Source organism: Dehalobacter sp. (genome assembly GCA_023667845.1).
In the GTDB taxonomy this organism is placed as follows: Bacteria; Bacillota; Desulfitobacteriia; order Desulfitobacteriales; family Syntrophobotulaceae; genus Dehalobacter.
This window is the reverse complement of the sequence record JAMPIU010000018.1, coordinates 1-14520: the sequence shown is the minus strand read 5'-3', so window position 1 is coordinate 14520 and position 14520 is coordinate 1. Positions and strand designations below refer to the sequence as shown.

The window sequence follows — 14520 nt, the reverse complement described above, 5'->3', positions numbered from 1 at the left end:
GGTGTGATCGTGCACGTGCTTGTCGTGTTTGTCGCGTAGCCTCTCACCTGCTTGTTTTGAATGACTGTTGATCTGAATGATGACGCCCGGAGTATTTCCGGGCATTTTTTATTATTTTTTCTATAATTTATCAATGATTTATATTTTCATTTGTCGTTGACACGCTAATGACTGGAGGGTACATCCATTGCCTGATCGTTTTACCGCAGAAGATAAAAACTACATGGAACGCGCGCTGAATCTTGCCGTACTGGCAGCAGGCAGAACCAGTCCAAATCCACTTGTGGGCTGTGTCATTGTCCGGGACGGTCAGATTGTCGGGGAAGGCTACCATAGGAAAGCCGGTACGCCGCATGCGGAAGTCCATGCCTTAAATGCTGCAGGATCAAGCGCAGAAGGTGCCGATGTCTATGTCACACTGGAACCCTGCTCCCATTACGGCCGTACACCTCCCTGCACCGATGCGCTGATTGCAGCAGGCGTAAAGAAAGTAATTGTAGCGATGACGGATCCGAATCCGCTGGTCAGCGGTCAGGGTGTGAAAAAGCTGCAGGATGCCGGTATTCTTGTCGAAACAGGTCTGCTGGCTGAAAAAGCCCGAAAAATTAATGAGCCTTTTCTGAAAGCGATTACCACAAAAATGCCCTTTGTACTTTATAAAGCTGCAATGACGCTCGATGGCCGGACTGCCGTAGAATCAGGAGACTCCAAATGGATCACTTCGGAAGAGGCCAGACATTTCGTCCATGGCCTAAGAAATACTTTTGATGTCATTATGGTCGGCAGTCAAACAGTCCTTCAGGATAACCCGCTCTTAACCTGCCGCAATATTGAGAATGGCCGGGACCCGGTCCGGCTAGTCGTCGATGGTTCCCTGTCTGTTCCGTTAAACGCTCAGGTCCTCCGGAACGAATCCGCCAGCCGCTGCATCATCGCGACAACAAAGGCTGCTGACGAGAATAAGCTGCTGCGGTTGCGCGAAACATTTGCTGCCGACAAGGTTGATATCTGGCAGTATGATACGTCGAGACAGGTTCCCTTGCCGGACCTGCTGAGAGATATCGCGGCCGGAGGCTTAAACAGCATCTTATTGGAAGGCGGCGGTACGCTTGCCGGTAAAATGCTGGAATCCAGGCTGATTGATCAAATCATGTTTATGATGGCCCCGAAACTGGCCGGATCAGGCTTCTCCCCGCTCTCAGGCCTGCACCTCACCAGCATGTCTGAGGCAGTAAATGTCAGTCAACTAGCGGTCTGTGAGCTGGGAGGAAATTATAGTTTTACCGGAACAGTTGACTATAACCATACCAATAAAATGGGAAGTGACAAATAATGTTTACCGGAATCATTGAAGAACTGGGCACAATAAAAAACATAGACCTGCTGAAAGACTCCGCCAGATTAACCATTGATGCTTCACTTGTGCTGAAGGGATCCCAAATCGGAGACAGCATTGCCGTCAACGGGGTCTGTCTTACAGCGACCGCCATTGGTTCCGGAAGTTTTTCTGTCGATGTTATGTACGAGACCCTGCAGCGAACAAACCTTCAAGAATTAAAGCCGCAGACAAAAGTCAACCTGGAAAGAGCGCTGCAGCTGCAAAGCCGTTTGGGCGGCCATCTGGTGAGCGGTCATGTCGATGGCACCGGAAAAATTACTGCCATCAGTCCGGTCAGCATTGCTCAGATCTATCGAATTCAAACCTCCCCGGAGATAACCTCCTCCCTGCTGCCGAAAGGGTCAGTGGCCATTGATGGAATCTCGTTAACGGTCATTGATGCCGGGGATGACTTTTTTACCGTCTCCCTGATCCCCCACACCTTTCAGCATACGACACTCGGCTTTAAACGCGTTGGTTCTACGGTGAATCTTGAAACCGATCTCATCGGAAAATATGTAGCAAAATTCCTGCAAAAGGACCACAGCCCACCCCAAACCAAAACGGAAATTTCCCTCGCATTTCTAACTGAAAATGGTTTTATCTAACGTTTAGCAAACGTTTTATCTAACGAAAGGAGCTTAAACAGATGACACAACAAGAAAATATTTTTGCAAGCATTCCGGAGGCTATCGAAGATATCCGTCAGGGCAAAATGATTATCGTCGTCGATGATGAAGACAGGGAAAATGAAGGCGATATTATCATGGCTGCTTCCAAGGTGACTCCTGACGCGATCAATTTTATGGCTACCTACGGCCGGGGGTTGATCTGTACTTCCCTGACTGCCGCAAGGCTTAAAGAACTGGATTTGGATCTGATGGTCCGGAACAACACAGATCCCCACGGCACAGCTTTTACGGTCAGCGTTGATGCCGCAACCAGCACCACAGGAATTTCCGCGTTTGAGCGGGCTGCTACGATTCAGGTGCTGATTAATAAAGATAGTAAGGCGGAAGATTTGCGCAGACCGGGTCATATTTTCCCGCTGCAGGCCCGGGAAGGCGGTGTCCTTGTCAGAGCCGGCCATACCGAAGGATCGGTCGATCTGTCCCGGCTGGCCGGTCTTGAACCGGCCGGGGTCCTTTGTGAAATCATGAATGAAGACGGGACAATGGCCAGAGTGAACGACCTGCTGAAATTTAAGAAAAAACACAATCTGAAAATGGTGACGATCAAAGATTTGATCAGTTACCGCCGCCTGAACGAGAGACTTATCGAAAGAGCCGAAAGTATTGATTTCCCAACAGAATTTGGGACGTTTAAGGCAGTCGGTTTTAAAAGTAAAATTGACGGCAAGGAACATCTGGCCCTGATCAAAGGCAATGTCGGCGACGGGGAACCCGTTTTGGTCAGAGTCCACTCCGAATGTCTGACCGGAGATGTTTTTTATTCGCGAAGATGCGACTGCCGGGACCAGTTAACGGCAGCCATTCAGCAAATCGAACGCGAAGGGCGCGGACTGCTTCTCTATATGCGCCAGGAAGGCCGCGGAATCGGACTTCTGAATAAATTGAAGGCGTATAAACTTCAGGAAGAAGGCAAAGACACTGTCGAAGCAAATCTGGCGCTGGGTTTCCCGCCTGATCTGCGTGATTATGGCGTCGGCGCTCAAATATTAGCTGATCTCGGTATCACCAAAGTCCGTCTGATGACGAATAATCCCAAGAAAATCGTAGGTCTGGAAGGCTACGGCATTCAAGTTACCGAACGCGTCCCAATCGAAATGCCCGCGAAACCTGAAAATGAATACTACCTGTCAACTAAAAAAGAAAAAATGGGCCATTTTTTGACCAATATTCGCTGATCGGTAATAACCGGCAATCCTTAATTGACGAATGACAAAGACATTAAGGAGTATAGAGAACTAAAGACCAAATATCATAACCAAATAGCCTAAAAGAAATATGACCGAACAGGCTGCAAAAGAAAGGATGGATATCATTTGAAAACCATTGAAGGAAAACTGTTGGCTGAGAATTTAAAGTTTGCGATTGTTGCCGGAAGATTTAATGAGTTTATTACGAATAAGCTTATTGGCGGCGCTTTAGATGCGCTGAAAAGACATGGCGCTGATGAGGACAATATCGAACTCGTCTGGGTCCCCGGTGCTTTTGAAATTCCGTTGGCCGCCAAAAAAATTGCTGAACAAAAACGGTTTGATGCGGTCATCTGCCTTGGTGCAGTGATCAGAGGGGCTACGCCGCATTTTGACTATGTCAGCAGCGAAGTCAGCAAAGGTGTCGCCAATGTCGGTCTGGAAACAGGCGTTCCTGTGATCTTCGGCGTTCTGACCACCGACACGATTGAGCAGGCCATTGAACGGGCAGGCACGAAATCCGGCAATAAAGGTTTTGATGCTGCCGTAACCGCGATTGAAACCGCGAATCTGTTTAAGCAGCTTGCGTAGTAGATCGATTCTTAAAACAAGGCAAATAAAAGACGGGAAGGCTATACCGCTGTATAACCTTCCCGTCTTTTTTACTCATGGATCTCCACTTGCTAACAAATAATCTTAGATCGATCCTCCGGATTTTTCAATAAGTTTCCCAAGCCGTTCATAGACTTTACTTGCTTCATTCGCCAGCTGAAGATAGCGGTGCCGGATTTCATCATTCGAGGCTTTGGTGGCAAATGTCATATACCCGGAAGCCGCTGCCGAGACATCTTTTTCGTAGTCATACATCATATCTAGATCCGAAAAATTACTCATAAACTTAATAATCCCCTTCCTACATGATTTGAGCAAGTTTACTTTTAAGGAAGCCGGTTAATCCCTCGAGTGCGCTTGCCTGATCCTTAAAAAATGCTTTTACTTCCCTGTCGTGAGCCATCTCACTGAACATTTCACATTTCCTCATCGATACTTCGCTTTCAACTAGAGATCTTGTTATCATTCCCTGATCGAGAATTTTCTTGATTTCACTTTGACTATGCTGCATGATATCCCACCTTCCAAAATTCTTAAGTATTTTAGAATTAAGTATTTTCAGGATATACAAAAAGAGCTGAATTTATGCATTATTCCCTGTCATAATAATAAAAACAACATGGGTTTAACAGCTAAAACCCATGTTGTTTTTTTATATTAATGTTTCAGACTCGTTCGATCGTTTTTTTGTTAAATCTTCTTAAACTGATAGTCCTGGTCATAATCCACGAGGATTTTGGTGCCTTCTGGAAATTCACCCTGCAGAATCTGTTTAGCCAGCAGATTCTGGATCCGCTGCTGAATCACTCTCTTCAGCGGTCTGGCTCCGAATATGGGATCATAGCCTTCTTCTGTAAGCATGTGCAAAGCCTTGTCGGCTAAAGTCAGGGTAAGTCCTCTTTCTTTGAGGCGGTTCCGAAGCAGGTCAAGCTGAATTTCCACGATCCGGACAAGATCTTCTTTCTTTAACGGATCAAAGATGATGATCTCATCAAGTCTGTTGATAAATTCCGGCCGGAAATACCGGCTTAACTCGGCTTCGATCGTTTTGCGGATCAATTCCGGACTGCTGTGGTTTTCATTCATTTCCCGGATCTCCTGTCCGGCAATATTGCTGGTTAGGATCACAACCGTATTCTTGAAATTGACAATCCTGCCCTGGCCGTCTGTGAGTCTGCCGTCATCAAGCAGCTGCAGCAGAACATTAAAGACATCACCATGCGCTTTTTCAACCTCGTCAAGTAAAATGACGGCGTACGGTTTTCTGCGGACTGCTTCCGTCAGCTGTCCGCCTTCATCATAGCCGACATAGCCGGGAGGAGCCCCAATCAGCCGGGCTACGGAATGCTTCTCCATATATTCCGACATATCAATCCGGATCAAGGCTTGTTCATTGTCAAACAGAAATTCTGCCAGGGCTTTGGCCAGCTCTGTCTTCCCTACTCCGGTAGGGCCGAGGAACAGGAATGAACCCAGCGGACGGTTCGGGTCCTGCAAACCGGTACGGGCTCTCCGGACCGCATCAGCTACCGCTTGGACAGCTTTATCCTGACCGATGACCCGTTGATGCAGGTTTTCCTCCATCGTAATTAGTTTCTCGGCTTCACTTTCCAGAAGCTTGGAGACTGGGATATGCGTCCATTTGGCAACGATCTCAGCAATATCGCTTGCCGAGACTTCCTGCTTCAGCAGCGTATTCTCCCGGCCCGATACGAGCTGTTCAAGTTCGGCCAGCTCTTTCTCAAGCTTTGGCAGTACGCCGTACTGAAGTTCGGCAGCCTTATTATAGTCGTATTTTTGCTGGGCATTTTCAATCTCCACCCTCGTCCGGTCAATATCTTCCTTCAGCTTGTGAATATTGCCCAATTTTTCGCGTTCTTCCTGAAGCTTGGCCTCTAGGGCACTTCTTTTTTCCTTCAGGTCCCCAAGTTCCTTTTCAATATTGGCCAGTCTTTCCTGACTCGCTTTGTCTTTTTCTTTTTTCAACGCTTCCCTTTCAATCTCGAGCTGCATGATTCTGCGTTTGATATCGTCGAGTTCCTGCGGCTCACTGGTGATTTCCATCCGCAGCCTGGCCGCTGCCTCATCTATCAGGTCGATCGCCTTGTCCGGCAGGAACCGTTCACTGATATAGCGGTCGGAAAGAATACTCGCTGCGATGATCGCACTGTCGGTAATCCTGACGCCATGATGCGTCTCATAACGTTCTTTCAAGCCCCTCAGGATCGAGATCGTATCCTCGACTGTGGGCGGTGCGACGATCACCGTCTGAAAACGTCTTTCCAGCGCCGCATCCTTTTCGATGTGCTTACGGTATTCGTCCAAGGTCGTGGCTCCGACCATCCTGAGCTCCCCGCGGGCCAGCATCGGTTTCAGCATATTGCCGGCGTCCATCGCGCCTTCGGCAGCTCCTGCCCCGACGACAGTGTGCAGTTCATCAATAAATAAAATAATATTTTCGCGGCTTTCAACTTCCTTTAAAACAGCCTTCAGCCGCTCTTCAAACTCCCCGCGGTATTTGGCCCCGGCAATCAGCGCGCCCATATCAAGGGAGATTACTTCTTTATTCTTAATTGCTTCAGGAACATCACCGCGCACGATTCTTTGGGCCAGCCCTTCGACAATGGCCGTCTTTCCTACGCCTGGTTCGCCAATCAGAACCGGGTTGTTTTTTGTCCGGCGGGACAGAATCTGCAGTACTCTGCGGATTTCCTCATCCCTGCCGATAACCGGATCAAGTTTTCCTCTTCTGGCCAGTGTCACGAGGTTTCGGCCGTACTGTTCCAAGGCAGCATAGGTCCCTTCCGGATTTTGACCGGTAACCCGCTGAGATCCGCGGATTTCCTTTAGGACTTTCAACAGGGCTTCCCGGGTAACTCCGGCTTCTTTCAGGGTCTTTCCGGCCTCTCCGCCGGCTTGATCAACAATGGCCAGCAAAAGATGTTCCGTACTGACATAATCATCCCCAAACGGTTCCATCTGGTCATGGGCGTTCACCAGTACTGTTCTCATTCTCGGGGAAATGCTCAACTGGGTAGCAGCTCCCATCATTCTAGGCAGTTTTGAGATGCTGGATTTGGTCTTCTCGCTGACGCTAGCTAGCGAAATATTTAATTTATTCAGAATCTGAGGCACAACGCCTTCATTTTGTTCCAATAAGGCCAGTAGCAGATGTTCGGGTTCCACCTGACTGTTATGGTTACTTTCTGCGTTGTTTTGCGCAGCAATGATTGCCTCCTGGGATTTCTGGGTAAAACGGTTGGTATCAAAAGCCATGCGTATCACTCCTTTGAGTAAACATACCGGTATTTTTGGTAGGTCAACGGAATATATAAATAAGTAAGCATATTTGGGTCTGGTCTGCATGCCACAATACCGCTTTCGGCAGATTGCGCCCTCTATGCTCCCTTGACGCCGGTAATTGCGGCATGCAGACCTAACTCTGGAGTAATCAGCTGTTTCTTTCCTGGCTTAATTCCTGAAGCGTACTCATTTCTTTCTCAGACATCTCTTCGGGCAGGACAAGCGTAATCTTTGCGTAAAAATCGCCGAAATGGCCCGGTTTGTTGAGAATAGGCATGCCTTTCCCTCTCAGACGGAAACTTTTTCCGGTTTGGGTGCGCGGAGGAATCTTAATGGATATTTCTCCGCCTAACGTTTTAACGCGCGCTTCTCCGCCAAGTACAGCCTTGAAGAAATCGATTTCGATATTAGCGGACAAATCATCTCCGTCCTGGGTATAGATAGCATGTGGCAGAATTTTTACCGTTAACAGAAGGTCTCCTTTGTTTCCGTCTTTCGCTCCTGCTTGTCCCTGTCCGCTGAGCCTAATTTTATTGTTATGCTTAATACCTTTCGGAACAGTGGCTTCAATTCTCCGGCCGCCGACTTCAATCATCCGTTTGGTTCCATGATAGGCTTCTTCAAGCGTAATACTGATTTCACCTTCAATGTCCCTGCCGGCCTGCGGTCTTCTGATCCTATCCGAATAATAATCATCGGAATCATCAGCATAGCCTGCTCCCATGCCAAAGATCGAGGAAAAGAAATCAGAAAATCCCCCCATGCCCCTGCCGGCACCAGAGCCAAAACCTCTGTCCCCAAATGTTTCCGCGAACTCTTCCGGCGTCATTGTACGGGTATAGCGGTTGCTCCCCTGTGATTCCTGCCAGGCCGACCAGTCAAAAGAATTCCCTCTGCCGCCGTGCGACTGCCATTGCTGGTAGTTTGCCCTTAAATCATCATATTTTTGTCTTTTGGCAGGATCGGATATCGCCTGATAGGCTTCATTAATTTCCTTAAATTTCTCTTCTGAGGCTTTATCACCCTGGTTTAAATCAGGATGATACTTTTTGGCCAGTGCCTGGTATGCTTTTTTGATGGCCTTATTGTCTGCATCCGGAGAAACGCCTAAGATTTGATAATAATCTTTAAAATCCACTGTCCTCACCACCTCAAAACTGCTTTCCTTACCCATTAATTGTATTATATGCAAAATTCCTTTAAAGGTCAATATTGGTCAGACATATATTTGTCTTTAGCTGACCTTGCAGAATCTTCGTCTATATGCGTATTCATCCGTATGGTTTTAATGTTAACGGAAACTTATACCCATAGTTTCAAGCACTTAGGGATTACCCGGTATGCCTTCGGACATACCCCCGGGATCTCCCCGTCGGTTTCAAAAAGTATGGAATCCGGTATATGCAGTGCAATTTCCTTACAGCGGAACACTTGGACTTCAGGAAGATGGATATGTTGACCTTTATAAAGCAGCGGAAAGCGTGAAAAGAGCCTGGACAGCTTCATTTCTTTTATCACAACCAGATCGAACAAACCATCATCCAGGCGGGCATCAGGCGCAATACGCATTCCGCCGCCAATATATTGACCGTTGCAGACCATAAGCCCCCAGATATTCCCTTCCCAGAATGTATCCTGGTCCATTTTCAGAGAAACGCAGACGCTCTTGTACGATAGAACAGCTTCTAAAGTACTGGTCAGATAAGAGAGCTTGCTGCCCATCGCTTTACTCCGGCAATTGGTCCTGTGGACCGCTTCCGCGCCGACTCCGACATTGGATGCATTCAGAAAATAACGTGTCCGTTCTTCCCCTTCAAAATTCAGAAAGTCAACTCGGCCAAGATCAGAAAGAATGATATTGGGCTCCTTCAGCATCCTGATCAAGGCTTTCAGACCTTTTTCTTTGCCTGTTTTTATTGTCCTTACAAAATCCCCGCCTGTTCCCTGTTCAAAAACAGCCAGTTCGATATCGTCCGCGACAAGCCGGTCCTTCTCAATCAGACCATTAAGCACCTCATTGACAGTTCCGTCTCCTCCGACAGCAATTATCTTCCGATACCCTTCGTCCAGAGCCATACGTGTTATTTCTGTTCCTCCCCCGGAGCGGGAGGTCAGCGCATAATCGACCTGTATTCCCGCCTGCTGAAGCTGCTGGTAATACCCTGGCCAAAGTCCCTGCGTTTTTCCATTTGCTGACCGGGGATTCACAACAGCAAACCATGATTTCTGCTGGCTCATTCTCATCTTCCTATCATCTTAGTTTTTCTCGGTCATTTTCTCTATCATTTTTCTCTGTTCATCTACTGGCATGGTTTAGTTTTTAAACATATTGTTTCGCTAACTTTTAGAAATCCCCTTTACACGCGAAAAATTATTTTTTCCTGCCAACGTTCATCCAGTACTTTCTTCACAAATATTCAAGATCAAACTGTGAGGCTTTCATTCTGTCACTATACTTGCCAAAAAACTGCAGCATATTCATTACCAATTCCATTTCCTTTTCTCAGATTACAGCCATCATAAATCAGGCACAAACAGTACAAAATATTGATGACAATGGTTTAATCAAAAAAAATAGTTTCCAAAACTAGGATTTACTTTTTTAAATGGCCTAGAAAATCCAAGAGAATATAAAAGGAGGTAACTAAAAATGATGCGAGGCTGGTATGGACCAGGTGGAGACTGGATGATGGGAGGCAATTATTCCTGGATGGGATTTGCTATCATGATCATCCAATTGCTTTTCTGGCTGGGAATTATTTTTCTTGCAGTCAGGCTTATTAGAAGTTATCTGGACAGACAGAACGCCTCCGGTAAACCGGAAGACCATGCTATGATCATCTTACGCGAACGATATGCCAAAGGGGAAATCGACCTGGAAGAGTACAATATCCGAAAAGGCGAGTTAGAGAAATAAAATTTTACACAAAACAAATCAAAAGATATAAAACGTTTTTTTAAAGCATATCATCATTATAAAATATCAAGGGACAGATCCCTTGATATTTTACATTACCCCCACCGCATTTTTAATTATCAGGTTGATTTAATATGTTAATTCCTCATTTGCAATAAGGTTACATAATTTATTGAGATCGTAAACCTTTATGACTTTTCTATTCTTTTTTATAATGCCTTCTTTACTAAGATAAGTAAATAATTTACAAACGGTGACAGGATGGGTTCCTGTTATTTTGGCAATCGTCTTTTGTGACACATTCTCAACCGCTAACTCATAATAGTCATTCACCCGATTTCCTTTTGTCAGACAGAGGTTATATAGAAAAGAGAATACCCTAGCAGAAGGGCGGCTTTGATAGAAGTCCCTTGATTGATACATGAAGTATTGCGTTTTTTGTATAAGATTCAAGATAAAATTTTTTAATAAACGAGTATTCTGCGATAATATTGCAACCATCATGTCCAAAGGAAAAAAACAGACAGTGCAATCTTTTACTGCAGTAATTTGAAATTCATGATCATCATTTTGGTTTAAAGCCACCGCTATGCCGTTCTTAAAAACTTCAAGCAGGTACTTCTCCTCACCATTCCGCGATACCATACTCACGTCAAGTTGTCCTGAAATCAAGAAAATAACATTACTAAAAGGTATGCCGGGCGAAACGATCTTGCTTCCTCTTGCAAATGTATGCAGGCTTCCAAGAGAAGTATACATGTTTAGCTCTTCAATGGGATCAAATGTTGGAATAATAGGCATCTTTATTATACAATTCGATAGTTTCCCGTTTTCCAAAGTTATCCCCACCTTTTAAAAGAAAATATAATACTGTGGTTACTCTCATTATACCCGTTATGGTGGTTTTCTTGTTGTTTTAAGCTTAGTCTTCAAAAATTTAATAGGTATTAGTCCCTTAAAAGGGATAGGAAAGCTGAGGTACATTACAATAAGTTGAACGAAGGCTATTTGCTGAAACCAAAAAAGTCATTAGAAAAAAGAAGGAGGATTCTTTTCAAATGACGATTAAATCTCTGCAATATTTTTTGATGAAGACCAATTGCAATAATAAATATTTGTTTTCGTATATCTTTAAGCGGCAAGATAAAGCCCCGGCCGCTTAAAGATATACCTAATGAGAAAACTGAACCGATTATTGTTTGGCGGCTAATACCTCTCGGGCCATTCCAGCCACCATTTATATTTTTCGATCTGTTCCGTACCATAGCCAAACATATCATCGATTGTCTTAAGCAATCTGGATGAGGTCTCGCCTTTACTGCCGATCCAAGTACCTGCTTCATGGAACCAGGATTGTTCTTTTGAATCCCAAGGGCATACTTTCATACACCTGCCGCAGGAAGAGCCTTCTTTGTTTGTTGACCGGAATATGGTGCATTTTTGAGCGTCAGAGTTCCATCTCAAGTATCCATTGTGCTCGACTGGATCATCATCAAATGTAATAGCGCCCCCTGGACAGTTATCAGCGCATTTTTTACACACTCGACAAAAATCCTGCAAGCCAAAATCAATGGGATTATCAGGAGCGAGCGGCAGATCCGTGGTTACAGCTGCACACTTATGGCGGAATCCCAGACGGGGATGAGCTACGCAGTCTCCTGTTCTGGATAGCTCGCCCAATCCCGACGCTATCAGGCAGGGACCCATGACTGCTTCATAGTTGGAAATATGATTTGCCCTGGCATTATAACCCAGGTTACGAATATAACTCGCTAAGATGACCGCAATAACACCGGAGGCATGATATGAACGGAAGGATTGGCCAGCACTGATACCATCATATCCGGTCGAACCCAACATCGTTTCCAAATGCTGGTCAATCATAAACGTAATGACATAAGGCATCCTCTCTGTGACCGGAATTGACTTAGACAAATCATCCCCATTCTTAAACAAATTATCCTGCGAAGGGGACCTGTAACTATAATAAGCATAAGCGGGCATCTTGCCGATTCCAACTTCGTCAGCCCGCAAAAAATACGCGCAATCCTTAATGTGTTGGGACATTTGTGCAGGATCAGGAATCGGCAGCTTTTCAGGAGCCGGTTTCCCGCCGCACAGTGCGTCTGGACCGATAACACCGACGAATCCCATAAGAGCAGCATTAAGAGGATGTTTGCCAACAAAGTGATAGTGGAAGGATTCTTTTTGAGCTTCGGGGGTTAGTTTACCACGAATAGCATAATTGAATCCTGCGTCTGCTGCATGGGTGTTTTTAATAGAACCGACGATCTTTGAAGTTCCGAGCCATTGATCGTTATTCTCAACGAATCGGACAGTGGCACCACCATAATCTACATTGGGATGCAGCTTGGATTTGGCTCCGTTTTGAGAACCTGTCTGGCTTGCCATAGCTTCTGACGGCAAAACTCCGATTGCGCCAACAATCCCTACTGCCAGTGCAGAAGCAGCCCCTGCCTTCAAAAATTTACGTCGGTTCATCTGGAATCCTTGTTCCTGCTGTTTTTCTTCTAGAAATTTTGACATTACTTCTCACCTCTTAACTCGTCAAATTAGAACTTTTTTGTTTCTTACCTAGACCTATCAATCCCACTAATCTTGCTAATACGATTCCGATGACGATGGATAGCCCAAAAAAAAGAAAGATTCCGGTACTCGTAGCTTTGACATGACCAATCTGAGCATTAAGCACAATGAAAGATAACCCGATACAAGTAATCAGAAACCAGACCAAATACAGAAACCAATTAAGCACAGTTTTCTTTTTGTCCGCCTTGTTTGCGTAAGGTCTCAGGGCTAAAATACCTGCTAAAAAGAGCATTCCAACAACAAAAATGAGAACTACATTCAACACGTTAACACCCCCTTTCCATACTTTTCACATCGAGTCTATAAAATAAACTCAAGTCACTCGCATTATATCTCTGTAATACGTAATATCTCTTAGTAGCTACTAATTAGTGATTATTTTTCTAATTTCAGGAATTTCTCTGTTTTTTTATTTAAAATAAATTTATAAAAAATAAGGCTAGGATGTAGCGTCGTACAACGACATCCTAGCCTTATCATCGATCGTTTTGTTATAAATATAAGGTTTTATTCTTCATCTTCCTTATTTTGTCTAAAACTTTTCTCCGAAAGCATCCTGTGTTTTTTAATGATCCGGAAGACCAGCCAGATCAGCAGCAGGATCATCAATACCGGCAGCGCATAGCCGATGAAGACCAACACATAGTTGAGCGCATTCCAGAGGAAGCTTACAGTCTTGATCAAAGCATTCTTTACGGCAATGAAGGTATTCTTCAGCGATATCGGCTGCCAGGGATTATTGACCGTCAGGTCGTTCCGGGCCTGCTCAATATTGATGGTGACCTGGGAGTATTCTACCCGGTTGTCATAGTATTTGAGCTGCCCTTTCAGGCTTTCGATCTCTTGACGGACTGTAACCAGGGAACTTTCAATTTTCAGAATGTCCTCAACGGAATTCGCCTTTTCGAGAATTTCCAAGTACCGTTGCTCCTGAACCTCCCAAGATCTCAATCGAGTTTCGGCATCAAAATAAGCCGTCGATACATCTTCGGTATACTGGTGTTGATTGACGATGGTGCCGAACTGGGGAATACTGTCTTGAAACGTTTGGAATTGTTTGGCCGGTATTCTTAAGGAGAGAAAAGCCGTCACGCTGCTGTCATAATTACTGCGGGTCGATTCGGCGATGTATCCGCCAAGGGCCTTGGTCTTCTCCTCGATAGCCTTTGCCGCAGCGGCGACATCATCTGCCTTCAGGAAAACATCGAGCGAATAGATGATTTTCTGCCGGGAAAAATCGTAGGCTGCAGATCCACCCGGAACTGAATTCTCCGAACTTTTTTTCTGAGCAGCAGATTCAGTAAACGAAGGAGAAACCGTATTAGCGGAGTCAGCTACTCCCCCTCCAGATTCAGCCGCAACACCGGCATCAGGGCTCGCTGCAAGTTCATTCCCCATATCATCCGTGGTACGATCTGTTGTCGTTTGCAGTGAACTGACCTCTTTCTGCAAACCATCCCCCATCAGGATTCCATTCACGCCAAGACCAACGGCCAGCACTACGACAGCGGCACAGCCGATCAATGCAAATGCTTTTTTATTTCCATATAAAAGTTTGTTTTTCAGCCGTGCTGCAAGCGCAGATATTCTGTTCTTCTTTTGCCGTGTTTGCAAGAAAGGAATGCTGGTATTGGCTTCAGCAGCCACGAACGTCATGTTTTCCAGCGGTTGATTTTTAACAGAATCCAAAATTTTTCCCCGGGTTTTATCTTTGATCCGCTCCTTAAGACCGTCGTCCTGATAGACATAACCAAAAAATTTCTTAAGACGCATGAGATCACCATCTTCTTCCCACATGGCTTTTATTTTATCTTCAGACAT

General features: G+C 45.4%; 14 protein-coding genes. 5 read left to right on the top strand and 9 right to left on the bottom strand.

What is annotated here, in order from left to right:
* Window positions 1–187: 187 nt before the first annotated feature.
* The 4 genes from ribD to ribE all read left to right on the top strand — a co-directional run bounded on the left by ribD (window position 188) and on the right by ribE (window position 3848).
* Window positions 188–1333: a bifunctional diaminohydroxyphosphoribosylaminopyrimidine deaminase/5-amino-6-(5-phosphoribosylamino)uracil reductase RibD gene (gene ribD / locus NC238_00990; GenBank protein MCM1564532.1), complete on the top strand. Its 1146-nt coding sequence runs from the start codon at window positions 188–190 to the stop codon at window positions 1331–1333.
* Window positions 1333–1986 carry a riboflavin synthase gene (locus tag NC238_00985; GenBank protein MCM1564531.1) on the top strand — a complete coding sequence of 218 codons (654 nt, stop codon included), beginning with the start codon at window positions 1333–1335 and terminating at the stop codon, window positions 1984–1986. Before ribD ends, NC238_00985 begins: the two co-directional genes overlap by 1 nt.
* A 59-nt stretch (window positions 1987–2045) precedes the next feature.
* The gene (locus NC238_00980; GenBank protein ID MCM1564530.1) at window positions 2046–3245 is read left to right on the top strand and encodes a bifunctional 3,4-dihydroxy-2-butanone-4-phosphate synthase/GTP cyclohydrolase II; all 1200 of its coding nucleotides are present in this window, start codon (window positions 2046–2048) and stop codon (window positions 3243–3245) included.
* A gap of 138 nt (window positions 3246–3383) precedes the next feature.
* Window positions 3384–3848, top strand: a complete 465-nt coding sequence (gene ribE, locus NC238_00975) for a 6,7-dimethyl-8-ribityllumazine synthase (GenBank protein ID MCM1564529.1) — start codon at window positions 3384–3386, stop codon at window positions 3846–3848.
* Window positions 3849–3953: 105 nt separating this feature from the next.
* Here the strand turns inward: ribE and NC238_00970 are convergent, their stop codons facing one another.
* From NC238_00970 to NC238_00950, 5 genes are all read right to left on the bottom strand, one after another.
* Entirely contained in the window at window positions 3954–4151 is a 198-nt protein-coding gene (locus NC238_00970; protein MCM1564528.1) for a spore coat protein, read from the bottom strand.
* 19 nt (window positions 4152–4170) lie between these two features.
* The gene (locus tag NC238_00965) at window positions 4171–4380 is read right to left on the bottom strand and encodes a hypothetical protein (GenBank protein ID MCM1564527.1); all 210 of its coding nucleotides are present in this window, start codon (window positions 4378–4380) and stop codon (window positions 4171–4173) included.
* A gap of 179 nt (window positions 4381–4559) precedes the next feature.
* Window positions 4560–7145: an ATP-dependent chaperone ClpB gene (gene clpB, locus NC238_00960; protein ID MCM1564526.1), complete on the bottom strand. Its 2586-nt coding sequence runs from the start codon at window positions 7143–7145 to the stop codon at window positions 4560–4562.
* A 175-nt stretch (window positions 7146–7320) separates the two neighbouring features.
* Window positions 7321–8346: a J domain-containing protein gene (locus NC238_00955; GenBank protein MCM1564525.1), complete on the bottom strand. Its 1026-nt coding sequence runs from the start codon at window positions 8344–8346 to the stop codon at window positions 7321–7323.
* Window positions 8347–8474: 128 nt separating this feature from the next.
* A complete protein-coding gene (locus NC238_00950) occupies window positions 8475–9410 on the bottom strand; it encodes a diacylglycerol kinase family lipid kinase (GenBank protein MCM1564524.1) in 936 nt (311 codons plus the stop codon).
* Window positions 9411–9822: 412 nt separating this feature from the next.
* On the opposite strand from NC238_00950, the gene NC238_00945 reads away from it, so the two are divergent.
* Complete coding sequence (locus NC238_00945; GenBank protein MCM1564523.1) at window positions 9823–10089, top strand: SHOCT domain-containing protein; 267 nt, start codon at window positions 9823–9825, stop codon at window positions 10087–10089.
* A 129-nt stretch (window positions 10090–10218) separates the two neighbouring features.
* On the opposite strand, the gene NC238_00940 is transcribed toward NC238_00945, so the two are convergent.
* From NC238_00940 to NC238_00925, 4 genes are all read right to left on the bottom strand, one after another.
* Window positions 10219–10926: a Crp/Fnr family transcriptional regulator gene (locus tag NC238_00940; GenBank protein MCM1564522.1), complete on the bottom strand. Its 708-nt coding sequence runs from the start codon at window positions 10924–10926 to the stop codon at window positions 10219–10221.
* Window positions 10927–11295: 369 nt separating this feature from the next.
* Window positions 11296–12636 (bottom strand): reductive dehalogenase, encoded by a 1341-nt coding sequence (locus tag NC238_00935; GenBank protein MCM1564521.1) that lies wholly within the window; start codon window positions 12634–12636, stop codon window positions 11296–11298.
* Window positions 12637–12649: 13 nt separating this feature from the next.
* Window positions 12650–12964: a dehalogenase gene (locus NC238_00930; protein MCM1564520.1), complete on the bottom strand. Its 315-nt coding sequence runs from the start codon at window positions 12962–12964 to the stop codon at window positions 12650–12652.
* Window positions 12965–13206: 242 nt separating this feature from the next.
* The coding region (locus NC238_00925) for a DUF4349 domain-containing protein (protein ID MCM1564519.1) at window positions 13207–14520 on the bottom strand (1314 nt) is incomplete at its 5' end.

Excerpts from the sequence above, each read along its gene's own strand:
- NC238_00985 (MCM1564531.1), top strand. The coding sequence starts at position 1,333 with ATGTTTACCGGAATCATTGAAGAACTGGGCACAATAAAAAACATAGAC.
- NC238_00970 (MCM1564528.1), bottom strand. The coding sequence starts at position 4,151 with ATGAGTAATTTTTCGGATCTAGATATGATGTATGACTACGAAAAAGAT.
- NC238_00965 (MCM1564527.1), bottom strand. The coding sequence starts at position 4,380 with ATGCAGCATAGTCAAAGTGAAATCAAGAAAATTCTCGATCAGGGAATG.
- clpB (MCM1564526.1), bottom strand. The coding sequence starts at position 7,145 with ATGGCTTTTGATACCAACCGTTTTACCCAGAAATCCCAGGAGGCAATC.
- NC238_00955 (MCM1564525.1), bottom strand. The coding sequence starts at position 8,346 with ATGGGTAAGGAAAGCAGTTTTGAGGTGGTGAGGACAGTGGATTTTAAA.
- NC238_00950 (MCM1564524.1), bottom strand. The coding sequence starts at position 9,410 with ATGAGCCAGCAGAAATCATGGTTTGCTGTTGTGAATCCCCGGTCAGCA.
- NC238_00945 (MCM1564523.1), top strand. The coding sequence starts at position 9,823 with ATGATGCGAGGCTGGTATGGACCAGGTGGAGACTGGATGATGGGAGGC.
- NC238_00935 (MCM1564521.1), bottom strand. The coding sequence starts at position 12,636 with ATGTCAAAATTTCTAGAAGAAAAACAGCAGGAACAAGGATTCCAGATG.